Annotated in this window: 22 protein-coding genes; 9 read left to right on the forward strand and 13 right to left on the reverse strand. The window is 32.4% G+C overall.

What is annotated here, in order from left to right; translation table 11 throughout:
* Positions 1–201: 201 nt before the first annotated feature.
* Complete coding sequence (locus LL966_RS18100) at positions 202–969, reverse strand: sulfite exporter TauE/SafE family protein (protein ID WP_229355168.1); 768 nt, start codon at positions 967–969, stop codon at positions 202–204.
* A 124-nt stretch (positions 970–1093) separates the two neighbouring features.
* Here LL966_RS18100 and LL966_RS18105 point away from each other — a divergent pair, with 124 nt between their 5' ends.
* Positions 1094–1618 (forward strand): DUF7935 family protein, encoded by a 525-nt coding sequence (locus LL966_RS18105; protein ID WP_229355169.1) that lies wholly within the window; start codon positions 1094–1096, stop codon positions 1616–1618.
* Between the two features lie 68 nt (positions 1619–1686).
* Here the strand turns inward: LL966_RS18105 and LL966_RS18110 are convergent, their stop codons facing one another.
* The 3 genes from LL966_RS18110 to LL966_RS18120 all read right to left on the reverse strand — a co-directional run bounded on the left by LL966_RS18110 (position 1687) and on the right by LL966_RS18120 (position 5424).
* On the reverse strand, positions 1687–2595 hold the full coding sequence (locus tag LL966_RS18110) for a patatin-like phospholipase family protein (RefSeq protein ID WP_229355170.1): 909 nt from the start codon (positions 2593–2595) through the stop codon (positions 1687–1689).
* 122 nt (positions 2596–2717) lie between these two features.
* Positions 2718–4778 (reverse strand): M1 family metallopeptidase, encoded by a 2061-nt coding sequence (locus LL966_RS18115; protein ID WP_229355171.1) that lies wholly within the window; start codon positions 4776–4778, stop codon positions 2718–2720.
* 7 nt (positions 4779–4785) lie between these two features.
* Positions 4786–5424, reverse strand: a complete 639-nt coding sequence (locus LL966_RS18120; protein WP_229355173.1) for a transposase — start codon at positions 5422–5424, stop codon at positions 4786–4788.
* A gap of 85 nt (positions 5425–5509) precedes the next feature.
* Here LL966_RS18120 and LL966_RS18125 point away from each other — a divergent pair, with 85 nt between their 5' ends.
* Entirely contained in the window at positions 5510–6253 is a 744-nt protein-coding gene (locus tag LL966_RS18125; RefSeq protein ID WP_229355175.1) for a Dph6-related ATP pyrophosphatase, read from the forward strand.
* Position 6254: 1 nt separating this feature from the next.
* On the opposite strand, the gene LL966_RS18130 is transcribed toward LL966_RS18125, so the two are convergent.
* The 3 genes from LL966_RS18130 to LL966_RS18140 form a co-directional block, all read right to left on the reverse strand.
* Complete coding sequence (locus LL966_RS18130) at positions 6255–6647, reverse strand: DUF4348 domain-containing protein (RefSeq protein ID WP_229355177.1); 393 nt, start codon at positions 6645–6647, stop codon at positions 6255–6257.
* Positions 6647–7186, reverse strand: a complete 540-nt coding sequence (locus LL966_RS18135; RefSeq protein WP_229355179.1) for a DUF1697 domain-containing protein — start codon at positions 7184–7186, stop codon at positions 6647–6649. The genes LL966_RS18130 and LL966_RS18135 overlap by 1 nt, the downstream gene beginning before the upstream one ends.
* Positions 7187–7264: 78 nt before the next feature.
* Positions 7265–7669, reverse strand: coding sequence for a hypothetical protein (locus LL966_RS18140; protein ID WP_229355181.1), 405 nt, complete (start codon positions 7667–7669; stop codon positions 7265–7267).
* A 422-nt stretch (positions 7670–8091) separates the two neighbouring features.
* On the opposite strand from LL966_RS18140, the gene recG reads away from it, so the two are divergent.
* The gene (gene recG, locus LL966_RS18145) at positions 8092–10200 is read left to right on the forward strand and encodes an ATP-dependent DNA helicase RecG (RefSeq protein WP_229355182.1); all 2109 of its coding nucleotides are present in this window, start codon (positions 8092–8094) and stop codon (positions 10198–10200) included.
* A 334-nt stretch (positions 10201–10534) separates the two neighbouring features.
* Here the strand turns inward: recG and LL966_RS18150 are convergent, their stop codons facing one another.
* Genes LL966_RS18150 through LL966_RS18165 form a run of 4 tightly spaced genes read right to left on the reverse strand, consistent with a single transcriptional unit; the run spans position 10535 to position 13054 of the window.
* Positions 10535–11137, reverse strand: coding sequence for a PAS domain-containing protein (locus LL966_RS18150; protein ID WP_229355184.1), 603 nt, complete (start codon positions 11135–11137; stop codon positions 10535–10537).
* A 44-nt stretch (positions 11138–11181) separates the two neighbouring features.
* Positions 11182–11526, reverse strand: coding sequence for a hypothetical protein (locus LL966_RS18155; protein ID WP_229355186.1), 345 nt, complete (start codon positions 11524–11526; stop codon positions 11182–11184).
* Between the two features lie 38 nt (positions 11527–11564).
* Positions 11565–12425: a histidine kinase gene (locus LL966_RS18160; RefSeq protein ID WP_229355187.1), complete on the reverse strand. Its 861-nt coding sequence runs from the start codon at positions 12423–12425 to the stop codon at positions 11565–11567.
* A 29-nt stretch (positions 12426–12454) separates the two neighbouring features.
* The gene (locus tag LL966_RS18165; RefSeq protein WP_229355189.1) at positions 12455–13054 is read right to left on the reverse strand and encodes a peroxiredoxin family protein; all 600 of its coding nucleotides are present in this window, start codon (positions 13052–13054) and stop codon (positions 12455–12457) included.
* Between the two features lie 487 nt (positions 13055–13541).
* Here LL966_RS18165 and LL966_RS18170 point away from each other — a divergent pair, with 487 nt between their 5' ends.
* The 5 genes from LL966_RS18170 (at position 13542) to LL966_RS18190 (ending at position 21218) form a co-directional block, all read left to right on the forward strand.
* Entirely contained in the window at positions 13542–14600 is a 1059-nt protein-coding gene (locus LL966_RS18170; RefSeq protein WP_229355191.1) for an efflux RND transporter periplasmic adaptor subunit, read from the forward strand.
* Between the two features lie 92 nt (positions 14601–14692).
* Entirely contained in the window at positions 14693–17791 is a 3099-nt protein-coding gene (locus LL966_RS18175) for an efflux RND transporter permease subunit (protein WP_229355193.1), read from the forward strand.
* 65 nt (positions 17792–17856) lie between these two features.
* A complete protein-coding gene (locus LL966_RS18180) occupies positions 17857–19167 on the forward strand; it encodes a TolC family protein (RefSeq protein ID WP_229355195.1) in 1311 nt (436 codons plus the stop codon).
* A 190-nt stretch (positions 19168–19357) separates the two neighbouring features.
* Positions 19358–20221, forward strand: coding sequence for a bestrophin family protein (locus LL966_RS18185; RefSeq protein ID WP_229355197.1), 864 nt, complete (start codon positions 19358–19360; stop codon positions 20219–20221).
* Positions 20222–20294: 73 nt separating this feature from the next.
* On the forward strand, positions 20295–21218 hold the full coding sequence (locus LL966_RS18190) for an AraC family transcriptional regulator (RefSeq protein ID WP_229355199.1): 924 nt from the start codon (positions 20295–20297) through the stop codon (positions 21216–21218).
* Positions 21219–21292: 74 nt separating this feature from the next.
* Here the strand turns inward: LL966_RS18190 and LL966_RS18195 are convergent, their stop codons facing one another.
* Entirely contained in the window at positions 21293–21667 is a 375-nt protein-coding gene (locus tag LL966_RS18195) for a DUF779 domain-containing protein (RefSeq protein WP_229355201.1), read from the reverse strand.
* Between the two features lie 234 nt (positions 21668–21901).
* Entirely contained in the window at positions 21902–23407 is a 1506-nt protein-coding gene (locus LL966_RS18200) for an aldehyde dehydrogenase family protein (RefSeq protein WP_229355203.1), read from the reverse strand.
* Positions 23408–23680: 273 nt separating this feature from the next.
* Here LL966_RS18200 and pheT point away from each other — a divergent pair, with 273 nt between their 5' ends.
* Positions 23681–26101 (forward strand): phenylalanine--tRNA ligase subunit beta, encoded by a 2421-nt coding sequence (gene pheT / locus LL966_RS18205; RefSeq protein WP_229355205.1) that lies wholly within the window; start codon positions 23681–23683, stop codon positions 26099–26101.
* The last annotated feature ends 79 nt before the right edge of the window (positions 26102–26180 follow it).

The raw sequence follows: 26180 nt of genomic DNA on the forward strand, positions 1-26180 counted from the left end.
CCAAACAATTGGCATTTTTTCTAACATGGTTTCCCGCTTTCGGCTTTATCTCTTCGCTACGCTACGAGGATATCGCCTCAATCGGGGCTAGATTTAAACAGTTTTTTTTAGATACTAAGGTACTAAGTTTCTTAGGCTCTAAGTTTTTTTTTCGACAAAGAGAAAAATCTTAGAACCTTAGCATCTCAGAACCTCAGAATCTTATTTAAAAAACACATCATAAGCAAAACGAATCAAAGTTCCGACAACTACAACCAAAAAGAAAATTCTAATAAAACCGTTTCCTTTATTAATTGCTAGTTTTGCGCCAAGCCAACCTCCAAGTCCGTTGCTAATTGCCATCGGAATTGCGATTGACCAGATGATTTTTCCTTTAATCATAAATAGACAAATCGAACCGAAATTCGTTGCTAAGTTTACCATTTTAGCATTCGCGGAAGCGTGAAGAAAATCAAAACCTAAAAGCGCTATAAAAGCTACAACAAAAAAGCTTCCCGTTCCTGGACCAATAAATCCGTCATAAAATCCAACAATTATACTGATTACAACAGCATAAATTATTTGCTTCGTTTCTGAATGATCTTTAGCGACATGCTGACCAAAATTTTTCTTTGCGTAAGTATAAATGAATAGTAACGATAAAACAATCAACAACAACGGTTTCATAAAATCGTTACTCACCATTGTCAATATCGTAGAACCTAAAAATGCAGACGGAACAGCTAAACACATCATTGTGATTAGCAATTTCCACTGTATTACTACTTTCTTCAAATATTGAAAAGCCGCAAAAGCAGTTCCGCTAAAAGCTGGAATTTTTAAGGTGCCAATTACAGTCGAAACTGGAAGATTAGGTAATAGAATTAATCCCATTGGCGTCTGAATTAAACCGCCGCCACCTACAATGGCATCAATAAATCCTGCCGCAAAAGCTGCTAAACAAAGAAAAAATATTAAATACAAATCCATCAAAAAGATATTTCAAAAACATAAAAAAACAAGTTGCAAAAGTACGCGTTCCTTTTTGTTTATTAGTATAAATTTAAAGTGGATTTATCCTCAAAAAGTATATTTTTGTTTAAAAATTATTCAAATGGATTTCAACAAAATTATTGAACTTGCAAGTTATACTTTACCGGCTTTAGTTACAGGAGTTGTAGCATATCGCTTTTTCGAATTACACATAAAAAACAATGACAGAAAACGTGCTTTTTTATTAAATAAACAAGCTCATAAAGAATCGCTTCCTGTACGTTTGCAAGCTTACGAGCGCATGACTTTATTTTTGGAACGTATTAATTTAACTAAATTATTAATTAGAATTTCTCCTATTTCTCAAAACAAACACGATTATGAAAACTTCGTAATCGATCAAATTGAGCAAGAATTCGAACATAATCTAACACAGCAGATTTATATGTCTGATGACTGTTGGACAATTATTACTACGGCTAAAAATGCCACTATTCAAATGATTCGTAAAGCTGCTATGAGCGACAAAGTAGATAATGCAGATAAACTTAGAGAAGTGATTTTGAATGATTTGTTAGAGAAACAATCGCCAAGTATTGCCGCTTTGAGTTTTATCAAAAGTGAAGTTGCAGAGCTTTGGTATTAAAAAATATTGCAGATTTTAGATTTTAGAAGGTAGATTAAGGTTATCAATCTACCTTCTAAAATCTAAAATTAAATAAAAATCTTGTTATCACTCATAACTTCAGACTTATTCTGAGCATACTCATAGCCTTGCTCCCACCATTCTTTCATAACATCTTTGTTAAAAATCAAAGCGTTATCAGTTAATTTTATTGGCGTGTAATATAAGTTAAGCTTCACATTCTTATTGTTTGCCATAAGTTTTCCTATAGCAATATCGTGTTTTTCAACTTGATCTAAGGCAATTCTAAACAGATCAATCATTAATGAAAACGGATTTTTACCTATTACCGTTTTAGTTGTATTTACCTCTGTTTCCAGTACAATTACATCAATTTCAGTTGCGCCTCTGTTAATTGCTTCGCGTATGGGAACCAAACTTGAAAACCCACCATCGCCATACTCACAGTTGTTTTTTTCAACAATACTCATAAACGGAACATAGTTACTTGAAATCCAAGACCATTCGCAAAACTCCTCGTAAGTACAATCTTTTATTGATTTGTATTCCGATTCGTTTGTTGTAAAATTAGTTACAGTTACAATGACATCTGTCTTTAATTTTTTAAGCTTATTAAAATCTGAAAGCAAAAAATTATTACGAATATATTTCTTTAAACCTTTGCTTTCGCCAAAAGTTCGCTTTCCCTTAAAAAACTGGCGCAGAACATTAAAGTGATTAATTGTAACAATATCAACCCCGTCTTTGTTTTTTACCACAAACGGACAAATATTAAAAATACTTGCCATGGTAACGTTGGTATAAACGGAATGAATTTTTTTGATGTGTCCGAGAGCTAAATGTGGGATCAATAGACTTCCTGTTGAAGTCCCTAAAAACAAATCGTACTCATGTTTTTTCTCTTCTATTAAATATTGGGCAACACCGCCAGCAAAAGCGCCTTTACTACCGCCACCAGAAATAACCAATGCTCTCATAAATTGTAATGTAGGTTTTGTTTTTGGATTTTATTTTAGAGAAAAGAATATAGAAAATAGAATAAAGACCTCTATTCAATATATTTTCTATATTCTTTTTTCTATATTCTTTTTTCTATTTTCTATTCTTTCAACAAACGATCTAATTGAAATTGTTCATCGGGTGTCAAATTAGGCAAAATTCTATTAAATGAAGCACGCATTTCAGGATTTTTTATTAGAAGGCGAATTGTATCTCTTCCAAACTTTGAAAACTGCCACATATGATGCGTTGTGGCTTTTACTAAATTACTCAAAACCTGATCGTTAATAATTTTAAAAGCGATTAATTTTTCTAAAGCATTTTGTCTTGTAGTAGCTTCGTATTTTGTAGACGAAAATGCTATCAATTCATTGATCAAAGCTTCTGGATCACTGCTGTAATTTGTTGTTGACAACGCCAAAGAAAGCCATAAAGTACGCAGATTAAAGTCGTTGAATCCGATCCAATCTTTTGTTTTATTTAAATATTCTGTTCTGTGTTCTGGAAAATTTCTCCATAACCAGTACAAAGCAACTTCTTGTGTCTGATAGGATTTATCGTCTAGCAAAGTTTCATAGTTTGATCTAAAATCTTCTGGAATCTTGGTCAGTGTTTCTGCCACATTTTGACGAATCTGAATATCATTGGTTTCTAATGCTAAAAGTAAAAGCGGTTTCTTTACTTCGTATTTTTCATTTTGCAACTGATCTACTACGGCTACTTTCACCGATCGATAAACATTTGATTCTAAAATATTTTTTAAAACATCAATTTTATCCGTTATGAGTGTTTTTTTAAATTTATCGATTTCTAAACGTTTCTGAATCGTCTTGTTTTTACTCAATAAAGCATTGGCTGTTGGAGTATCAAAAGCGGTAGATTCTAGCCAAGTTTTTTGAAATTTATCCAAATCAAAATCTGAAACTTTTCTTATTTCGTCGAAGAAATTTTGAGTATTTACAGTTTGATAGGCGTACTTGCTCAAGTAACTTTTAATGGCTTTTTTAAACGCTTTGTCACCAATCGATTCGTGCAAAACGAATAATGTCCACGCTCCTTTTTCATAAAAAGTCAATGAACTTGCTTTTGGATTTAAAACCGGAATTGTATCTGTTCTTGAAGCAAACTTAATTTGTTGTGCTGTATCGTATAATTTCGAATAAAAGTAGTCTTCTCCGTAAATGTCTTTTTCGGCAAGCAAAGCAAAATAAGTCGCAAAACCTTCTTGCAACCAATGATGGGTACTGCTTTCTGCGGTAACTAAATCTCCAAACCAATGATGAGCCAATTCGTGCGCATCAACATTGGTATAATTTCTATCACAAAATCCGATGGAGTCTACCACGTAACGCGTTGCAAAAAGAGTCGATGTTGTATTTTCCATCCCTGCATATAAAAAATCTCTAACAGGAAGCTGTCTGTTGATTTGCCATGGATATTTTACACCAATTTCTTTTTCTAAAAAGTCAAAAATTCGTTTAGAATAACGATATGTTGGCTCAAATCGATTTGAATCTTTAGGTTCGTAATAGTATTCTAGCGGAATTTTAGTTTTCGACTTAAATTCTTTCTTGTCAAATTTTCCAATTGCCAGCATCAATAAATACGAACTCATTGGTTTCTGCATTTGATATTGCCAATAATTCAGTTTCCCATTTGTTGTTTTTTCTTTCAAAAGTCCGTTTGAAACAACCTGATAATCTTTGTCATAAGAAACTCCGAGATTGAAAATTAGTTTTTCATTTACGTCATCAAAACTTGGGAACCAATTACTGGTGTATCTGCCCTGCCCTTGTGTCCAGATTTGCACTTCGCTATTTTCAACATCAACAAAATATAATGCTTGTTTCGGTTTAGCAGTATAATTAAAACTCAAATGATTTTCTCCTTTTTTAAAAGGAAAAACCAATTTTAATTGCTTTGTTGTATTTATAAAAACGATTTCTTTTTCATTGATTTTCACATTTGAAAATTCCATGTTTTTTGCATCAAGCGATATGGTGTCGCAATCTCTTAAAACCTCAAATTGAAAATCAACAGCACCAGAAATTGTTTTTTCTTTTGGGTTCAAGGTCAGCTTTCCTGAAACAGATTTAAAATCAACATATTGAGTTTGCTGTGCAAAAAGGAAACTGGTAAATAATAGAAAAATGTATTTCATTGAAGTTTTATTTTAAAGAATCTGTTTCCCAAGAGATTGGATTGCATTTTATATAATCGTAAATCTTTACGAACGTTTTGTAATTTCTAACAATATGATCGTGATAATTGGTTTGCCAAATCGATGCAGTTCCATTTATCTGTTTTGTTGTAATAGATTTGAAAATTGCGACAAACGAGGAAATAGAATTTGATTTTCGGGAAAATTTAGATTCAGATATATTATTAACTGTTGTCGATATGCTGGGTGTAGACGCACTGCGGTGCGTCTCTACGATATGCGTTGTGTTAATGCCTGTTTTTTCTTCAGATTGGAACTTTAGAAGCGCACCGCAGTGCGTCTCCGCAACGTTTGTCGACAAAGATTCAATAGGTGTTTGAATTTTAATTAACAAATGAATATGATTTGGCATAATAATCCAATTATGAAAAAACCAATTTTTACGAATCTTAATAGATCTTAAAAGTTCTTTCTCAATAATCTTTCCATTTTCATTTAAAATCATCTTTTGTTCCTCAATATTTCCAAAAAGGCATTCTCTATTTTGTGTTACAATTGTAACGAAATAAACTGCCTCGCTAGAATAATCCCAGTTTTTTAATCTATTTGAATCTAATTTAAATGAATCCTTATATAATTTTATCATTTGACATGTAAAATTCCAAAGTTACAAACCTTTCATCAACAAATAGAATGAAATTTGTAAGTTTACCGTATTAAAATTCCAAATTGTGTCTGTACCTAAAAAAGCCTTATTTAATTGGAGCAGCGGAAAAGATTCTGCTCTAGCTTTGCATAAAATCCTTCAAAATCCTGATTATAAAATTGAATATTTACTTACAAGCGTAAACCAACATTATCAGCGAATTTCTATGCACGGCGTTCGTGTTGACTTATTACAGGCACAAGCAGAAAGTATTGGAATTCCGTTAAAAATAATGGAAATTCCAGAAATGCCCACGATGGAAGTTTATGAAAATGTAATGACCGAAACTTTATCAGAATTAAAAAATAACGGTATAACTCATTCTGTTTTTGGTGATATTTTCTTAGAAGATTTGCGTCAATATCGTGAAAATCAATTAGCAAAAATCGACTTTAAAGGCGTTTTTCCGATTTGGAAAATTCCAACTAAAGAGTTGATTCAAGAATTTGTTTCTTTAGGGTTTAAAACTATTGTGGTTTGTGTAAACGAAAAATATTTGGATAAAAGTTTTGTTGGCAGAATAATCGATCAGGATTTCATAAATGATTTACCAGAAAATGTTGATGTTTGCGGCGAAAATGGCGAGTTTCACACCTTTGCTTTTGACGGACCTATTTTTTCAAAACCAATTGAGTTTGAAATTGGTGAAATTGTGTATCGCAAATATGAAAAACCAAAAACACAAGAATCATCTAATACTGCATGCGATACAAATGACGAAACTGCTTTTGATTTTGGTTTTTGGTACTGCGATTTGATAAAAAAATAAATTAAGTAGATTCGTCAATCCAAGTTTTTAAGTACCATAAGCCTTTTCTTTTTATGAAAATATAATCTACAAAAATCCCATTATCAATTCCTCTTCTTTTAATAATATAATTACTGTTTTTTAAAATATTTTTATGCTCATAACGGCTGCCTTTGTCATTTAATACAATCGGAATGTATTCATTTTTCATAATGATGTATTCCATTAATTCAAAATCGTCATTATTTAATTTTACTGTCAAAGGAAAATTGATGCGGCTTAAATGAAAATTTCTATCCGAAGTAAATTTCTTTAAAAATGAACTAAAAGATTCGTCTGATGTAACGTTTTTATGCTGCGCTAAAAGTGGATTAATTACCAAAAACAAGCCAAGTAAAACAATTATTTTCTTCATTATTCTGAATACATTTTAAGCAAATTGGTAACTGTATTCCAATTCCGCATTGTAGCTGTTACGTTTAGTTTTTTCTCAATATATTTTTGATCAAATCGAGTTTTTCCGGCTCCAACAGCATATTTAACAAAAATTTTGTTTTCGTCAATACTTGCTTCATCAGGTTTAAACTGACTGATTTTTAAATCGTTTATGTTTTCTTTTTTTAAATTCGTAGAGACAAAAGCAACGTAAAGTTTTTTGGTATCAATATCTTTCTCTTTCAAATAGGGATTATTTTCAAAACAAGATTCCAGGTTTTCTTTGGTAACCATAACAACAGGAACTTCATGTCCGAAAACTTTAAAAATCTCCTGTTTAATCATAAAGCCAACTTTTGAAGCTTCTTCTTCAGTATCAATAAAAACATTTCCAGATTGCAGATACGTTCGAACATTTTGAAAACCAATATTTTCTAACATTGTTTTCAAAGCTTCCATTTTCATCATATTATGTCCCGAAACATTGATTCCGCGTAAAAGTGCTAAGTGTGTAGTCATAATCTAAATTTATTAAAAAAAGAAAAAGTATTCAATTCTTAAACTGAATACTTTTAATTCTACGCAAACTTACGGTTTTTATTTTGCTTTCTTAAATGCCTTGTATCTCCCGCATGCTGATGCCTGATCAACCAAATAATCAGTTTCTTGTAATTTATAATTTTCAATTAATGCACCACTTGTGCAATTTGATATCGATTCGTTAGCGCTCGGATAAGTTAAAACAAAACTGGTTCCTGTTTCATTTTTTATAATCTCATATTGCCCCGATAGAGATTTATTACCATTAGTAGACGGTATTGTTTTAACAAACTTTTTATCTTTTTTAAATACATAATAAACCTCGAAACCAGGAATAGAATTAGCGGCAGGATCTGGAACCTCCATCCATTTTCCATAATAAACTGAATTAGGAGAGGCATCGTCTTTAGAACAAGAGATAAGTGAAATCAGTAATACAATTAGTAGTCCATTTTTTTTCATTTTTACTAGTTTTAAGGGTTCGTTTATTATTAAGATTTTACTTCCTTAAAATAGTTGCTTCACTATATTGCAACTTAACAATAAGATAATATTCAAGCATTTATAAATCACTTCTGCTTTTCAAATTGAAATCAAAAAAAACTCCGCCAAAAAAATAGTGACGGAGCCTTAAACAATTTGAATTAGTAAGCATTGTTTAAATAATGTATTGCTAAGATTGCACTGATTGCAAAAGGTTGCGTCTGAAATGAAAATTTAACTTTAAAAAAAATTCAAATGCCTGAAAACTATAATTGATTTTCAAATTTCCTAATTAAAATCTATCTTCGCTTTCTAAAGAGAAAAGAGTCAAGAACAAAGAAAAATTGAATATACTTTGTCTTTTTTCTTTCTTCTTGACTCTATAAAATCTAAATCTCAGAATGTCTAATAATCTCCTAGAAACTCCAATTGAATACTTAAAAGGCGTTGGTCCAAGTCGCGGGCAATTGCTTCGCAAAGAATTGGGCATTCATAAATATGGAGATTTGGTTAATTTTTTTCCAAATAGATACATTGACAGAACACGATATTATAAGATTAATGAATTGCAGAATACCGGTTCTGAAGTTCAGATTATTGGAAAAATAATTCACATCAAGACGGTTGAATTTGCTAAAAATAAAAAGCGTCTTGTGGCAACTTTTGTAGATGATACAGGACAAATTGACCTAAATTGGTTTCAAGGCCATAAATGGATTCGAGAAAGCTTAAAACTGAATGAAACCATTGTAATCTTTGGAAAATGTTCTCTTTACGGAAGCCAATTTAGTATGGCGCATCCTGAAATTGAATTATTAAGCGAACATGAAAAAAGCCTTCGTTCGGCAATGCAACCAGTTTATCCATCAACTGAAGCTTTGGCTAATAAAGGCATTTCAAATCGAACCATTAATAAAATAATGGAACAGCTTTTTCTAGAAACGCAAGCTTTGTTTACAGAAACCTTTCCTCCTTTCTTAATCGAAGAATTAAAACTGATTCCGAGAAGAGCGGCATTATTTAATATTCATTTTCCGAAGAGTGCAGAAATTTTAGCTAAAGCACAATTCCGATTAAAGTTTGAAGAATTATTTTTCATTCAGCTTCAGTTAATTACTAAAAATCTAATTAGAAAACATAAAATAAAGGGACATCCTTTTGCTAAAGTTGGAGAACTTTTTAATGAGTTCTATCAAAATCATTTGCCATTTGATTTAACAAATGCTCAAAAAAGAGTAATCAAAGAAATTCGAACCGATATGGGAAGCAATGCCCAAATGAATCGTCTTTTGCAAGGAGATGTTGGTTCTGGAAAAACAATTGTTGCCTTTATGAGCATGCTATTAGCAATTGATAATGGTTTTCAAGCCTGTCTGATGGCTCCAACTGAAATTTTGGCCAATCAGCATTTTCTTGGTTTATCGGAATTTTCTCAAACACTAAATATCAATATTAGAATTCTGACTGGCTCTACTAAAACTTCAGAAAGAAAGATTATTCACGAAGAATTAGAAAGTGGTGAACTTAAAATTTTAATCGGAACTCATGCTTTATTGGAAGATAAAGTAAAATTTCAGAATTTGGGACTTGCTGTAATTGATGAACAACATCGTTTTGGAGTTGAACAACGTTCCAAGTTATGGAAGAAAAATGATATTCCGCCACACGTTTTAGTAATGACAGCAACACCGATTCCGCGAACATTGGCAATGAGTTTATACGGTGATCTGGATATTTCTGTAATCGATGAATTGCCTCCTGGAAGAAAGCCAATTCAAACCGTTCATCGATTTGATTCGAATCGTTTGAAAGTCTGGAAATTTCTTCGTGATGAAATTGCAAAAGGAAGACAAATATATATTGTATATCCGTTAATTCAAGAATCTGAAAAAATGGATTATAAAGATTTAATGGATGGTTACGAGAGTATTTCGCGTGATTTTCCGCTTCCTCAATATTCAATTTCGATTTTGCATGGAAAAATGAAACCTGCAGATAAAGATTCAGAAATGAAACGTTTTTCTGAAGGGAAAACCAATATTATGGTTGCCACAACCGTTATTGAAGTTGGAGTAAATGTACCAAATGCCAGTGTAATGATTATTGAAAGTGCAGAAAGATTTGGACTTTCGCAATTACACCAATTACGCGGACGTGTCGGACGTGGCGCCGAACAAAGTTATTGCATTTTAATGACCGGACATAAATTAAGTTCTGACAGCAAAACCAGAATGGAAACTATGGTTCAGACCAATGATGGTTTCGAAATTGCCGAAGTCGATCTTAAACTTCGTGGACCAGGTGATTTAATGGGAACCCAGCAAAGCGGTGTTCTAAATCTTCAAATTGCAGATATTGTAAAAGATAGAGAAATTTTATCTTTAGCTCGTAATTACGCTATGAAAATCTTAAAAGAAGATTCTGCACTGCAAAAACCAGAAAATGCCATTCTGAGAGCCATTTTCATCGAATTGACTAAGAAGAAAAATATTTGGAATTATATTTCTTAAGGTCCTGAGGCCCTGAGGTTCTGAGGTTCTGAGGTTCTGAGGTTCTGAGGTTCTGAGGTTCTGAGGTTCTGAGGTTCTGAGGTTCTGAGGTTCTGAGGTTCTGAGGTTCTGAGGTTCTGAGGTTCTGAGGTTCTGAGGTTCAAAATCTTCGATTTTGAACATTTTCAAGATAAAGAAAACCTTAGAAGCTTAGAACCTTAGCACCTTAGAAGCTTCAAAAAAAACTTCACTGCATCAGACTCAAAACATTTTTAAGTTTTATTCAGGTGATTTAGATTTGTTGGGGGGCAAATTTAAGGTTGAATATCTGCTGACACAATGAAGTATTTCTATGTTATTTCTTGGAATCGCTTTTCTTTTCAAAAAGACCACTGAATAAGCCTTTGCTTATCTTATTTTTATCGTCTTTTCCGGTAGCAATCAAATGATCAATGTATTCCATGTAAGTTTTTTTTCGCTCTTCGAGAAAACCTACCAAATATTCTTCAGAAGCTTGAATACTTGTTGTTTCTTCAATTTGCAATAATTTTTTATACAATGGTTCTATAAATTTTACGATAATTTCATTTGGAACAGATTTTCTCGTTCCAAAAAAACCTACTATTTCGCCATCAGTATCTGCAACGATTTTAAAATCGGTAATAACCCAGTAATAACGGCCCGTTTTAGCCATATTTTTGATAATTACATGAATATTTTCACTCGATTTAATACTGTCCCACAGAAATTTAAAAATGACTTTTGGCATATCTGGATGTCGAATAATATTGTGCGGCTGGCCAATAAGTTCAAATTCGTCATAACCAGAAACATCTATAAAGTCTTCATTGGCATATAAAATGGTTCCTTTTTTGTCGGTTTTACTAAGCAGTACTTTATTCCTATTCCAATCTACTTCTCTGTCTGAAGGCGTTGGTCGATTTATTCTGGTATCCATAAATTTTTGTATTTAAGTTAATACACAATTCAATAACAAATATTTTAGTTCAATTCAATTTCTAAAACAAGCAGAATATTTCTGATTTTATGAAAAACAGTTTCTAACTCATTTGCAAGCCATTGTGGTATTTCATTGTCAACTACTAAATTAAGACGATGAATATCGCCAGTAATCTGAATTAACTTTTTATATTGAAAATCAATATTTTGTACTTGAGAATTATTTCTATGACCTTTCAAAATTTCTGCGACTTCTTTGGCAAATTTGGTTTCAGCACCAATTTTGTCTATTGAATTTAATGTTATGCTTTCTCTAAAAAAATCATCAATAGTTCTCTTCAAATTATGCAGCGTCGGCACTGCAGTTGGAAAATCATGCTTAAACATACAGCGGTTATAAAATTAATCTTGTTTTGGGAATTGTTTTAAATTGAATTTCTGCTGTTTGTAGATTTGACATGAATATCATTGACTAAATCATCAATTTTTTTCGCACTTTCTCTCATCATTTCAAGGTAAGATAGCAGTTTATCATTATCCGTATGTCCTTTTGAAACATCGATAAGTTTTAAAACCGAATTAACTGGAAGTTTAAGATCTAAAGTAGTTCTATGAATAAAATCGTTATAATCTTTTGTAGCCGTCATTGAACTGTATTTTGCAGAAGCCAATTTCATATTTTCCAATTCATATTCATCTGAAATTTTAGAAATATGATTTTCGCTATGTTCTTTAAAATAATAAGCCCAATAACCATTCATAAAAAAAACAACAGCAGCCAAAACAGTATGAATTGCAAGAGTTTCAATATCAAAATTAACTTGAGAAAAGTACACTTGAAGTCCTGTTGCATCATTATATATATAATTCTGTAAATAGGCTAATCCCGCGTGATGCAATACAACTAGTAAGGTTAAAGGAATCTGAAGTTTCCAGTTTTGGTAAATAATTAGAATTGTACTAGCAATAAATACTGTAAAGTGCATTTCGAACATTCCGTGCATCTGGTAAATATATTGTGCCATAAAAATAGCTAGCACAACAGACAAAACATATTGATAAAACTTAGAGTTTTTCATGAAAAATTTAGCCGAATAATACGCAAGAAGATTCAGTGTACCAACTCCGACACCAATTTCAAAAGTATCGTATTTAAAAGACAATCCTATACCGAGAAGAAAATAAACGGCAAGAACATAATTGATAATTGTATCTGATTTTTGTGTCATTGTAGACATAAAACTGTGCAGATAATCTTGTTCATTCAAACTAGCTTTTGGTTTCATAGATTTAAGTTTTTGTTTTTTGGATAGTTTTATTTAGTGCATTTTGGTAACGAACATCCGTAGGCTTTAAGAGCCAAAGCATTAAAAGTGGGACCAGTCTTTTTTCTCAACAAAGAATCAATTGCCATTTGGGCATAATTACTTTTAGCATCTGTACAATATCTAGTTTTATTGTAGTTGCCACGATAATACAAGTTGTGCGAAGGATCAAGTAAAACCGCTTGAGGCGTCGAGAAAACACCACATTTTTTCGCAATAGCTTCATCAAAATAAACAGGAATTTCGGCATCAAACTTTTCCTGAATTTCAGCAATTGTAAAATTCTTTTGCTTATTTAAAACCACAATTTTAAAATTAATCTGATCGCCATACTTTTTAATCAAATCACTGACATGAGGAACATTAAAACGGGAACAAGGACAATATGGATTGAAGAAGTGTATAAAAACAGGTTTATTATCAAAGGCACAACACGGTCCTAATTCCACTTTAGACCCCATTGCTATTGCATGATAATTTTTTGGAACTGGTGTTGGAAGGCTGTATTTGAATTCATTCTGCCAAAACAAATATCCAATTGCAAGAACTAATAATGTAAACCATAAACTCAAAAGTAATGTTTTCTTCATAAATCTTTTTTAAATTATTTAAAACACCAAAAGGTAAACATTTGTTAACATAATTAACTAACAAATACATTAAAAATCCTAAAAAACAACTTTCATTCTTACATTTTAACATAAAAAACTAATCAAAATACCAGTATTTCTGTACTAACCAATAATTTTGTTTAATATACCAATGTTACAAATAAAATCGACAAAGTGCAAAAAAAATCAGACAAAATACATAAAATTTATTTTCAGAATAGAAGAGACTCAAACAATACATCACTTCAATTCTAATATTACAAACAAACTATAATCTTACAAACACTCATTTTTTTCAAAAAAATTAAACATTAATTAAACCTTTGACCATCTTTTGAGTCTAAAAGCAAACCTTTGTACATACAAATGTTAAATTAAAGCTAACAGCTTTCGATTTCACAACAAAAAGTTAAATTTGTAAGCTTACTAAAAACACAAACCTAAAATTTATATTCACCTCAATTTTATGAAAGTAAAACACCTCATTTACACCCTTTTAATTATTGCAATTGGCGGCTTTATCAGTTACAGAATTATATCAAATAAGAGTAAAAACGACGACTCTAAAAAATTTAATGATAAAAATTCTCCAACAACTGTTAATGGAATCGTAATAAAAACAGCCACTTTCGACAATAATTTGTCACTTACGGGATCTATTGAAGCTAACGAACAAATAGAAATTCATAGTGAGGTTTCTGGAATTGTAGAAGGAATATTTTTTAATGAAGGTTCATTTGTAAACAAAGGACAAGTGCTTTTCAAAGTAAATGATATTGAACTAAAAGCCCAATTGAGACAGGCTGTAACCAAAGAAGGTCTGGCTGCTGAAAATGAAAGAAGAGCAAAATTACTTCTTCAAAAAGAAGCAATTAGCCAAGAAGAAGCTGATATTGCAAGAGCTGACCATGCTTCGGCTCAGGCTCAAAGTCAATTGATTAAAGCTCAAATTTTTAAAACATCTGTTAGAGCTCCTTTTTCAGGAAAAATCGGTTTGCGTTCTATTTCACCTGGAACTTATATTACACCAACGGTTTTAGTAGCAAAATTGGTAAATACAGGTAAATTAAAAATTACGTTTTCTATTCCTGAAAAATATGCATCGCAAGTAAAATCAGGATCTACAATTGATTTTAACGTTTCTGGATCTGATAAAACTTATAATGCAAAAATTTATGCCATAGAACCAGAAGTTGCTGTTGCTACTCGTACACTGCAAATTCGCGCTATCGCTGACAATACAGACGGAAAACTTTTCCCAGGAACTTTCGCAGATATTAAATTACCTTTAAATATTATTAAAGACGCTATCGTTGTACCTTCTCAAGCTATCGTTCCAGTTCAGGACGGTAAAAAAGTTTTTGTAGCAGATCACGGAAAAGCAAAAGAAGTAATGGTAGATGCAACAACCAGAACCGATTCTTCTATTTTGATTTTAGCAGGTTTAAAAGCAGGAGACACTTTAATTACAAGCGGTGTAATGTCTTTGAAAAATGAAGCGCCAATTAAAGTAAAAGTAAAATAGTTATAAGACTTGAATATAGATTTAATGATAGAAGTAAGATTTAGCGATAAATCTGATATCTAAAATCAACAATCTAAAATCTAAAATCACACATGAGTTTATCTACTACTAGTATAAAAAGACCTGTTTTAACCATTGTACTGAATCTGTTAATTATACTTTTCGGTTTTATTGGTTATACTTTTTTGGGTGTTCGAGAATTTCCTTCGATTGACCCTGCACAGGTTTCTATTCGTACCAATTACACGGGTGCCAATTCTGACATTATAGAATCCCAAATTACGGAACCTTTAGAAAAAGCAGTAAATGCAATTGACGGAATCCGAAATATTACTTCTTCAAGTAATCAAGGAAGCAGTAACATTACAATAGAATTTAATCTTGATAAAGATTTAGAAGAAGCTGCAAACGATGTTCGTGACAAAGTTTCGCAAGCCATCAGAAGTTTACCGCAAGATATAGATGCTCCGCCTGTAGTCTCTAAAGCAGATGCAGATAGCGAATCTATTATTTCTATGACTGTACAAAGTGACACACGAAGTTCTTTAGAATTGAGTGACTATGCTGAAAATGTCATTTCACAACGATTAGAGACAATTCCGGGCGTAAGTGCTGTACAAATTTGGGGACAAAAACGTTACGCTATGCGCTTATGGATCGATCCTGCAAAATTAGCAGCCTACGGCTGTACAGTTGCAGAAGTTCGTACGGCATTAAATGCTCAAAACGTCGAATTACCTTCAGGAAAATTAACGGGAAACAATACCGAATTAACGGTAAAAACAGTTGGAAATCTCTCTAAACCGGAAGAATTCAACAATATTATCATTCGTACAGATGGTGATAAAATTGTTCGCTTAAGTGATATTGGAGGTGCCGAATTAGGGCCAGAAAACATAGAGACTTCTTTAATGTCTTCTGGACTTCCAATGATTGGTATGGCAATTGTGCCAATGCCCGGAGCTAATTATTTGGATATTTCAACAGAATTTTACAAAAAATTCGAAGCTTTAAAAAAAGATTTACCAAAAGATATCAAACTTAACATTGCCCTTGATAATACTCGATTTGTTAAAAAATCTGTTTTAGAAGTTGCCGAGACTTTAGGAATTTCAATCATATTGGTTATTATTATTATTTATTTGTTTTTTAGAGACTGGGCAATTGCTTTCAGACCTTTAATTGATATTCCTGTATCATTAATTGCAACATTTTTTATTATGTGGCTTTTCGGTTTTTCAATTAATGTATTGACACTTTTAGCTATTGTTCTCGCAACAGGTCTTGTGGTAGATGACGGAATCGTGGTGACTGAAAATATTTTCAAAAAAGTAGAAGAAGGAATGTCGCCTATTGAAGCAGCTATTAAAGGTTCTAACGAAATTTTTTATGCCGTAATTTCGATTTCAGTTACTCTTGCAGCGGTATTTTTACCTGTGATTTTCTTAGAAGGATTTGTCGGACGATTATTTAGAGAATTTGGAGTCGTCATTGGAGCTGCGGTATTAATTTCTGCCTTTGTTTCATTGACATTAACACCTATGTTGAATGCTTATTTGATGAAAGGCGGAGAACAAAAAAAATCGAAATTCTACATTAAAACTGAACCTTTCTTTGAAAAAATGAATAGCAGTTATGCTGAAGCTTTGTCAAAATTTATGGCAAAAAAATGGATAAGCTTCCCTATTCTAATTGCTTGTTTTGGAATCATTTATTTATTTTTTACGATCCTTCCGAAAGAAACTGCTCCTTATGACGACAGAAGCTCTGTAACAATGCGTATGACTACCCCAGAAGGTTCTTCCTACGATTATACGTACCGCTTTATGCAGGAAATATCACAATTGGTTGATGATTCTATTCCAGAAAAAAAAGTAAGCTTAGTTATTACCGCCGGAGGTTCCGGAGGTTCTGCAACTAACTCAGGTTTCGTAAGGCTTTCACTCACAGAACCTGAAGAAAGAGACAGATCTCAAAAAGATATTGCCGATAAATTAAACAAATGGACAAAAAAATATCCTGATGCTAAAATTTCTGTAATTCAGCAGCCTACAATTGCAGTAAACAGACGTGGAGGTTTGCCAATTCAGTACATTATTCAGGCTCCAAATTTTGATAAATTAAGAGAAAAGATTCCGTTGTTTATGGCAGAAGTTGGAAAGAGCGATGTTTTTTCTACTACCGATGTTAACTTGAAATTTAACAAACCAGAGGTCAACGTAACCATTGATCGTGCAAAAGCAGAAAGTTTAGGAATTTCGATTTTAGATATTGCACAAACTTTACAGCTTTCTTTAAGCGGACAACGTTTCGGATATTTCATCAAAAATGGAAAACAATATCAGGTAATTGGCCAATTCGATCAAAAAGACAGATCAAAACCATTGGATTTAACATCGATGTTCGTTAAAAACAAAAATGGCGAATTGATTCAAATGGATAACGTTGTAAAAGTTTACGAACAGAGTAATCCCCCACAATTGTATCACAACAATCGTTATATGTCGGCTACAGTTGCCGCTGGTTTAGCACCAGGAAAAAGTATGGGCGACGGAATTCAAGAAATGGACAGAATTAAAGCGAAGGTATTAGATGAAACTTTTACCACCGATTTAGCTGGAGAATCTCGAGATTTCGTAGAAAGTAGTTCTAATACTTCTTTCGCCTTCGGATTAGCTTTACTATTGATTTTCTTAATCTTAGCAGCGCAATTCGAAAGTTTTATTGATCCGTTTATTATCATTTTAACGGTTCCAATGGCAGTTGCGGGTGCGCTATTTTCATTGTGGTTATTCAATCAAACTTGGAATATTTTTAGCCAGATTGGTACAGTAATGTTAATTGGTCTGGTAACCAAAAATGGTATTTTAATTGTAGAATTTGCCAATCAGTTAAGAGAACAAGGAAAACCGAAATTAGAAGCTATTTTAGAGGCTTCAGAAGCACGTTTACGTCCAATTTTAATGACGAGTTTAGCTATTGCATTAGGAGCACTTCCAATTGCAATGTCTTTGGGTGCTGCGTCAACCAGCAGAATTGGTATGGGAGTTGTAATTGTAGGGGGAACAATCTTTTCGTTAGCTTTAACGCTTTTCGTAATTCCTGCAATATATTTAATGTGGTCTAAAGCCAGAAAGCATTATCCAGAATTTGACCATATTGACGAATACGAAAAAGAAAGTATAAAATAGAAACCAAAATAATCACGAATTTTACAAATAAAAACTTCGTGATTATCTGGTAAAAGAAAGTAAACATGAATATTAAAAATATATACTGGACTTTGACTATTCTGTTTGTTTGCATAATACAAGCAAATGCACAGGAAGTTCTAACTATTGAACAGGCTATGAGTATAGCTTTGGAGAATAATTTTGAGATTAAAATCGCTAAAAATAATTCCAAAATAAACGAAACTAACGTAACCATTGGAAATGCAGGAATGCTTCCAACTGCAACGGCTTCTGTTGTAGATAACAACAACCTAACGAATTCAACTCAAGTTCGTCAGGATGGTACGTCAACTACATTAAATAATGCCAAAAACAACAGTTTAAATTATGGAGTAAGTTTAGGATGGACGGTTTTTGATGGCATGAAAATGTTTGCAAGATATGATCAATTAAAAGAGCTTCAAAAATTAGGCGATGCCGAACTTAAAAGAACTATTTTAGTTAAAATAGGACAAGTAAATTCTGCTTATTATGACTTAGTGCAGCAACAATATCAATTAGCAGCTTTAGACACCACAATTGTAATTTCAAAGCAAAGATTAACCTTGGCTCAGAATAGATTCAGCATTGGTAAAGCTTCGAAATTAGAAGTACTAAATGCTCAAGTCGATTTAAATACTGATCAGGTAGCCATGCTAAGACAAAAAGAATCTTATGCAAATGCTAAAATTTTATTGAATCAATATTTAGCTCGTGATCCAAAAATTGATTTTAAAGTTGTTGATACTGTTACAGTTGATAATAAATTAGTTTTAGTTGATTTAATGGATTTAGCGCAAAAACAAAATCCTGCACTAGAATCGCAAATTATCAACAAGCGTATTGCTGAATTACAATTAAAACAAATAAAAGCTGACCGCTACCCTACTCTAAGATTAACTACCGGTTATAACTTTTCTGAAAGCGAGTCAAGTTTAGGTTTTACCAGCGAAAATTCATCACGAGGTTTAAATTACGGATTCAATGCTTCAATGAATATTTTTGATGGTTTCAATCAGCATCGTAATGAAAAAGTGGCTAAAATGCAGATTGAAAACACACAAATTGCGATAGAACAGCAAAATATGATTTTGAATACACAATTAAGCACGGCTTTTCAAACGTATTTAACCAATTTAGAATTAATTGATTTGGAAGAAGACAATGAAGCAATAGCTAAACAAAATTTAGATATTACGCTTGATAAATTCAAAATAGGAACTATTACTACTCTAGATTTTAGAACGGCTCAGTTGAATTACGTCAATGCAAAAGTACGTTACAGCAACGCACAATACGAAGCAAAATTATCTGAAATTGCCTTAAAAGAATTAGCTGGAAATATTACTTTTTAATTTTCTAACTAATTAGATTAGAATTGAAGAATCTATGAATAAAAAAAACAGTGGTTTAAACTGATTTTTATCTGCTAATCTGCTAAATCTGCGAGCAAAAATTTAACTCATAGATTTAGCAGATTTTTTTTTTTACTCCAAGCTAAATTAGGTCAATTTTTAATTTAAATTTGTTTCAAAACAAACTTAAATGATTTCGTACAACACCAAGGATTGGTTTACTTTTATTTTTCATTTTCATAAATCAGATACCGTTCGCAAACTGTTTCCAATTATGATCGCCATCGGAATTTATTCTGCTGTTGTCGGATATCTTGAAGTTGAATATTTTAAGGTTACAAAAAACGATTATATCCACAATATTCCGATCATGCACGGAATGCTTGGTTTTGTTATATCCCTTTTACTTGTTTTTAGAACCAATACCGCTTATGATCGCTGGTGGGAAGGCCGAAAACTTTGGGGCGGACTTGTAAATAACAGCCGTAATTTTGCTATAAAACTTTCCGCTATTCTAAAAGAAGAAAATGATAGAAAGTTTTTTAGAAAATACATTCCAATGTATGCTGACATTTTGCACAAACATTTAAAAGATGAAGAAACCAGCAAAATGTTGTTTGAAGATGTTGATTTAGAATTGGACAATCACAAACACAAACCAAATCAGTTGAAAAGAATCATGTATCATAAGATTAATGATTTGTATGATGCTCAAAAAATTTCTGGAGATCAATTGATTACTTTAAATAATGAATTAGTTGCTTTTACAGATATTTGCGGGGCATGCGAAAGAATCAAAAATACACCTATTCCCTACTCTTACAGCGCTTTTATCAAAAAGTTTATCTTTTTTTACACCATGACACTTCCTTTTGGGTATTCGGTAAGTTTAGGTTATTTTGTTGCTCCTGTAGTTGTTTTTATATTTTATGTTTTGGCGAGTTTGGAGTTAATTGCCGAAGAAATTGAAGATCCGTTTGGTGATGATGAAAATGATCTTCCAACGAAAAAGATTTCCGAAAATATCAAGAAACACGTAGAAGAATTGATTTAATAAAACGTTAAATCTGCCATTTACATTCTTATTTTCATTAAATTTAATGTCTTCACCAAAAACTTAAATTTCAATGAATAACCAGCGATTTTTAGTCAATCCCCTTCAACTATCACAAGAAAAATCGTTAAAGACTCTTGTTGAAAATAGAACTATTTACAATCTTAGTCATTGCGAATTAAATTTGTTTGAAACTTACGAATCGACTAAAATGGTTCCGTTAAAATTTAATGATTTGGTTGTGACGAGTATGCTTCGCGGCAAAAAAGTCATGCATCTTTTTGATGATCCAGAATTTGAATATCTTCCAGGCCAAACGGTGATTGTTCCTTCGAATGTAGAAATGAAAATAGATTTTCCTGAAGCATCTAAAAACAACCCGACACAATGTCTTGCCTTAGCGATTGATCACGCAAAAATTACTGAAATCTTAAACTTCCTTAACGAACAATATCCTAAAGAAGGAAATAATATGTTCTGGCAGTTAAACTATCAGAATTATTTCTTTTATAATAATGTTGAAATGGCGACAACCATCAATAAACTCATTAAAGAATGCATGAGTACGTCGATTACCAAAGATATTTTAGCAGATTTGACTTTAAAAGAATTATTAATCCGAATTATTCAGACACAAACCGTAAAATCTTTAGACGAAGGAAAATTTATTGAAAGTAATAATCCAATCAAAGAAGTTACAGAATATATTAAACAGAATTTAAAAGAAAATATGAGCTTGAAATCGCTGAGCGAAAAAGCTTGTATGAGCACTACTTCTTTCTATCGTTTCTTCAAACGCGAACTTGGTATGAGTCCGATTGAATATATTTTGAATGAAAAAATAAAATGTGCTAAAAATCTATTGAAAAATCCAACTCTGCAAATTAATGAAGTTTGTTATTTAGCTGGTTTTGAGGATGCCAATTACTTCATCAGATTATTTAAAAAATACGAAGGAATCACACCGAAACAGTATCAGTTGCTTTATATCAATTAAAGATACTAAGGTTCTAAGATACTGAGATTCTAAGTTTTTTTTAGATGAAAACTGTGACTGTGACTGAATACTCTTTATTCAATCCTCAAAACAGGTTCTAAATCTTTCTCTTCTTCTGGAGTGAAAATTCTATACTCTATTTGAAATGTTTTTTTTAATGGTGTTTCTAAGGAAAAACCTCCAACTCCAAAGGCATCAATTACAGTTAAAGTAAAATGCGCGTGTTTCCAATATTCAAATAAATCTTTGTCAACCCAAAATTCGGTATCTTCAACTATGCCAATGCAAACGTCTCCCATCCTTTGGTAATAACCTCCTTTTTCGAAACACTGAGGCTGTGTGCCTTCACAACAACCGCCTGCTTGATAAAACATCAAATCACCGTGTTTTTCTTTTAGAACCTTTATTAATTCTATAGCTTTTTCTGTGGCATCTATTCGTCTAATCATCTTTTTTTCATTAAAATTTAAAAAGCAGTAAACTCTATGAAGAAATTTACTGCTTTGACATAACCAACTATTTATGTTTTACTTTCAATCAAACAGTAATTCGATTCTTTCGAATATTTTCAAATCAAAATTGCCTGGAGTGAGCTTACTTAATGTCATTAAATTTTCATTTAAAGCCCCATACATTCCGCTAACTTTTTCCTAAGAATACTCCAGGATTTTGATAGTTAGCTTTTAGAAAAATCCTAATTTCTTTTTGTCATAAGAAATCAGCATGTTTTTAGTTTGACGATATTGGCTTAACATCATTTTGTGGTTTTCACGACCAATTCCAGATTGTTTGTAACCTCCAAAAGGTGCTCCTGCCGGATAAGAATGGTATTGATTAATCCAAACACGACCCGATTGAATTGCTCTCGGAACCTGATAAATTTCATGCGCGTCTCTTGTCCAAACGCCTGCACCTAAACCATACATCGTATCGTTTGCAATTTCGATTGCTTCTTCAGTAGTTTTAAAAGTAGTAACCGCTAAAACAGGTCCGAAAATCTCTTCTTGAAAGATTCTCATTTTGTTATGACCTTTAAACAGCGTTGGTTTAATATAATAACCGCCCTCTAATTCTCCGCCTAATTTGTTTTCATCTCCTCCAGTTAAAACCTCTGCTCCTTCTTCTTTTCCTAATTTAATATAGGACATGATTTTCTCTTTCTGAACAATCGAAGTCTGCGCACCAATCATAGTCGATTTATCCAACGGATTTCCTGCAATGATTGCTTCTGTTCTCTCAATTACTTTTTTAATGAACTTATCGTAAATATCTTCGTGAATTAATAATCTTGAAGGACAAGTACATATTTCACCTTGATTTAAAGCAAATAAAACTGCACCTTCAACGGCTTTATCAAAGAAATCATCGTCGTGATCTGCTACAGAAGGGAAGAAAATATTTGGTGATTTTCCGCCTAATTCTAATGTTACCGGAATAATATTTTCGGTTGCATATTGCATTACCAAACGTCCTGTAGTAGTTGAACCTGTAAACGCTGCTTTCGCTACTTTTTTATTGGTAACCAACGGACGTCCTAATTCTGCTCCAAAACCATTAACGATGTTTAGAACTCCTGGAGGAAGAATATCTCCAATTAATTCCATTAAAACCATAATAGAAATTGGCGTGCTTTCTGCAGGTTTTAAAACGATTGTGTTTCCTGCCGCAAGTGCTGGCGCAATTTTCCAAACTGCCATTAAGATTGGAAAATTCCACGGAATAATCTGTGCTACAACACCAAGAGGTTCACTTAATGCTATGGAAACGGTTTGCGAATCTAATTCAGCGATTGAACTTTCTTCGGCACGTATTACACCAGCAAAATATCTAAAATGATCGATTGCTAATGGAATATCAGCGGCCAATGTTTCACGGATTGGTTTTCCGTTATCAATGGTTTCAACTGTTGCTATATATTCTAAATTGTCTTCAATTTTTTGTGCAATCTTATTTAGTAAAATACTTCTTTCGGTTACAGAAGTTTTTCCCCACGTTTTAAATGCTTCATAAGCCGTGTCTACTGCTAATTCTAAATCTGCTTTTCCAGAATGTGCTGCTTTTGTAAATACTTTTCCATCAATTGGAGAAACTACATCAAAGTATTCTCCTGTAATTGGTGCTACAAATTTTCCACCAATATAATTATCGTATTGTGCCTTAAATTCAGGTCTTTTTGCTGTGGTACTCATAATATTCCTTTTTTGATTTAAACCAAATTTAGGTTCATAAAAAGAAACAGAATAGCACTTTTCGTTCATCTTGTAGCACAAAAATTACACATTCGATTTTTTTAGTTAATTATAATATTTAATTAATAAAATTTTAATAGATAAATTATCAAAAGATTAATATATAGTATTTTCTTTCCAATAAAAATCAGCTAGAAAAAAGCCAATAATTTTTTCTTACTCCAACGCGCAATCCTTATATTTGTAACCTTATTCAAGAATTAAATCGTTACAATGAAAATATCTTACAATTGGTTAAAACAATTTATTAAAACAGATTGGACATCTGAACAAACTTCAGAATTACTTACAGATTTAGGTCTGGAAGTTGAAGTTGTTGAAAAATACCAATCAGTAAAAGGTGGCTTAGAAGGAGTTGTTGTTGGACACGTTCTTACTTGCGAAAAACATCCTGACGCTGATAGATTGAAAGTTACTACAGTTAATATTGGTTTAGAAGCTCCTGTACAAATTGTATGCGGTGCTGCAAACGTAGCTGCGGGACAAAAAGTACCAGTTGCTACAATCGGAACAATTTTATACGATAAAGAAGGTGCAGAATTCACCATTAAAAAAGGAAAAATCCGCGGACAAGAAAGTCACGGAATGATCTGTGCTGAAGATGAATTAGGTTTAGGAACAAGCCATGAGGGAATTATGGTTTTGGCTGAAGATTTAGTGCCTGGAACTCCAGCTTCTGAAGTTTTTCAAATAGCGAATGATGAAGTTTTCGAAATCGGATTGACACCAAACCGTGCCGATGCAATGAGCCATTATGGAACTGCTCGTGATTTAAGAGCTGGAATGTTGCAACGCGGTGTAAACATAGAATTGATTACGCCTTCGGTAAGCAATTTTAGAGTGGATATGCGTACACTTAAAATTGACGTAAATGTTGAAGATAATCATTTAGCACCAAGATATTGCGGTGTAACGATTTCTGGAATTTCTGTTCACGAATCTCCAAATTGGTTAAAAGACCGTTTAAAAGCTATTGGATTAACTCCAAAAAACAATATTGTTGACGTTACTAATTATGTGTTACATGAATTAGGACAGCCTTTGCATGCTTTCGATGCAGCTAAAATCAACGGAAAAATTATCGTTAAAACAGCTGAAGAAGGAACGAAGTTCGTTACACTTGATGATGTAGAAAGAACGCTTCATAAAGAAGATTTGATGATTTGCGACGAAAAAGGTCCGCTTTGTATTGCGGGTGTTTTTGGCGGAAAAAAATCTGGAGTTTCTGAAGGCACAACAACTATTTTCTTAGAAAGTGCTTATTTTGATCCGGTTAGCATTCGTAAAACAGCAAAAAGACATCAATTAAGTACAGATGCTTCTTTTAGATTTGAAAGAGGAATTGACCCAACGATTACAGAATATGCTTTAAAACGTGCCGCACTTTTAATTCAAGAAGTTGCAGGTGGAAAAATTACTTCTGATGTTGTAGAGGTTTATCCTAAAAAAGTGGAAGATTTTTCTGTTTTATTGAATTTCAGTCATGTATCTAAAATTATTGGACAGGAAATTTCAAAAGACACCATCAAAAAGATTTTAGTTTCTTTAGATATTAAAGTAAACAGCGTTTCTGATTCTGGTTTAGGCTTAACAATTCCTGCTTATCGTGTAGACGTGCAGCGTGAAATTGACGTAATCGAAGAAATCCTAAGAGTTTACGGTTACAACAACATTAATTTCTCTAAGAAATTTAATGCTACAGTAGCCAATTCACCAAGAACCGAAGATTATAAAGTACAAAATACGATTGCTTCTCAATTGAATTCTCAAGGTTTCCACGAAATGATGGCGAATTCATTGACAACGGCAGCTTATGCAAAATTATCGACTTCATTAAAAGAAGAGCATAATGTTTCTATGTTGAATCCGTTGAGCAGTGATTTAGCAACTTTACGCCAGTCTTTATTGTTTTCTGGACTTGAAGCTGTTTCATACAACATTAACAGAAGAAATTCGGATTTGAAATTATTTGAATTCGGAAAAACATATCATAAGTATTTGAATGGTTACGAAGAACACAAACATCTTTCTTTATTAGTTTCTGGAAACAGAAATAAAGAAAGCTGGACAAGTGCTCAAAAAAACACAGATTTCTTTTTATTGAAAGGATATGTAAAAGCAATTTTGTCTCGTTTAGGAATTGAAAAAATTTCGAATGCGCCAGTTCAATCAGATATTTATTCTGAGGGAACTGCTATTACGTACAATAATGATATTTTGGTTGAAATGGGTGTTATTAAAAAACCTATTTTGAAGAATTTCGGTATCAAACAAGATGTTTATTATGCTGATTTTAACTGGGATTTAGTTTTAAAAATCATTACAGGAAAAATTAAATATACGGAGATTCCTAAATATCCTGAAGTTCGTAGAGATTTAGCTTTATTAATTGATGAAAAAACAACTTACGAAAGCATTTTCAACTTGGCTAAACAAACAGAAAAATCACTTTTGAAAGACATTAATTTATTTGATGTTTACCAAGGTGATAAATTGCCAGAAGGAAAAAAATCATACGCATTAAGTTTTACTATTCAAGATAATAGCAAAACTTTAACTGACGCTCAAATTGACAAAATCATGTCTAAATTGCAACAGACTTTCGAAAGTGAGCTTGGAGCAACATTGAGATAAGTTTTTTTAACCGCAAAGAACGCGAAGATTTACGCAAAGTTCGCAAAGTTTTTTTTACAAAGCTTTGCGGACTTTGTGC

The sequence above is a fragment of the Flavobacterium chungbukense genome (assembly GCF_020805785.1).
GTDB lineage: Bacteria > Bacteroidota > Bacteroidia > Flavobacteriales > Flavobacteriaceae > Flavobacterium > Flavobacterium chungbukense.

What these genes read in the sequence shown, in the direction of transcription:
- LL966_RS18135 (WP_229355179.1), bottom strand. Translation starts at nt 7,186, where the DNA reads ATGACTACACACTTAGCACTTTTACGCGGAATCAATGTTTCGGGACAT.
- recG (WP_229355182.1), top strand. Translation starts at nt 8,092, where the DNA reads ATGTCTAATAATCTCCTAGAAACTCCAATTGAATACTTAAAAGGCGTT.
- LL966_RS18170 (WP_229355191.1), top strand. Translation starts at nt 13,542, where the DNA reads ATGAAAGTAAAACACCTCATTTACACCCTTTTAATTATTGCAATTGGC.
- LL966_RS18110 (WP_229355170.1), bottom strand. Translation starts at nt 2,595, where the DNA reads ATGAGAGCATTGGTTATTTCTGGTGGCGGTAGTAAAGGCGCTTTTGCT.
- LL966_RS18130 (WP_229355177.1), bottom strand. Translation starts at nt 6,647, where the DNA reads ATGAAGAAAATAATTGTTTTACTTGGCTTGTTTTTGGTAATTAATCCA.
- LL966_RS18185 (WP_229355197.1), top strand. Translation starts at nt 19,358, where the DNA reads ATGATTTCGTACAACACCAAGGATTGGTTTACTTTTATTTTTCATTTT.
- LL966_RS18195 (WP_229355201.1), bottom strand. Translation starts at nt 21,667, where the DNA reads ATGATTAGACGAATAGATGCCACAGAAAAAGCTATAGAATTAATAAAG.
- LL966_RS18160 (WP_229355187.1), bottom strand. Translation starts at nt 12,425, where the DNA reads ATGAAACCAAAAGCTAGTTTGAATGAACAAGATTATCTGCACAGTTTT.
- LL966_RS18155 (WP_229355186.1), bottom strand. Translation starts at nt 11,526, where the DNA reads ATGTTTAAGCATGATTTTCCAACTGCAGTGCCGACGCTGCATAATTTG.
- LL966_RS18175 (WP_229355193.1), top strand. Translation starts at nt 14,693, where the DNA reads ATGAGTTTATCTACTACTAGTATAAAAAGACCTGTTTTAACCATTGTA.
- LL966_RS18165 (WP_229355189.1), bottom strand. Translation starts at nt 13,054, where the DNA reads ATGAAGAAAACATTACTTTTGAGTTTATGGTTTACATTATTAGTTCTT.
- LL966_RS18180 (WP_229355195.1), top strand. Translation starts at nt 17,857, where the DNA reads ATGAATATTAAAAATATATACTGGACTTTGACTATTCTGTTTGTTTGC.
- LL966_RS18190 (WP_229355199.1), top strand. Translation starts at nt 20,295, where the DNA reads ATGAATAACCAGCGATTTTTAGTCAATCCCCTTCAACTATCACAAGAA.
- pheT (WP_229355205.1), top strand. Translation starts at nt 23,681, where the DNA reads ATGAAAATATCTTACAATTGGTTAAAACAATTTATTAAAACAGATTGG.
- LL966_RS18200 (WP_229355203.1), bottom strand. Translation starts at nt 23,407, where the DNA reads ATGAGTACCACAGCAAAAAGACCTGAATTTAAGGCACAATACGATAAT.
- LL966_RS18140 (WP_229355181.1), bottom strand. Translation starts at nt 7,669, where the DNA reads ATGAAAAAAAATGGACTACTAATTGTATTACTGATTTCACTTATCTCT.
- LL966_RS18100 (WP_229355168.1), bottom strand. Translation starts at nt 969, where the DNA reads ATGGATTTGTATTTAATATTTTTTCTTTGTTTAGCAGCTTTTGCGGCA.
- LL966_RS18115 (WP_229355171.1), bottom strand. Translation starts at nt 4,778, where the DNA reads ATGAAATACATTTTTCTATTATTTACCAGTTTCCTTTTTGCACAGCAA.
- LL966_RS18150 (WP_229355184.1), bottom strand. Translation starts at nt 11,137, where the DNA reads ATGGATACCAGAATAAATCGACCAACGCCTTCAGACAGAGAAGTAGAT.
- LL966_RS18105 (WP_229355169.1), top strand. Translation starts at nt 1,094, where the DNA reads ATGGATTTCAACAAAATTATTGAACTTGCAAGTTATACTTTACCGGCT.
- LL966_RS18120 (WP_229355173.1), bottom strand. Translation starts at nt 5,424, where the DNA reads ATGATAAAATTATATAAGGATTCATTTAAATTAGATTCAAATAGATTA.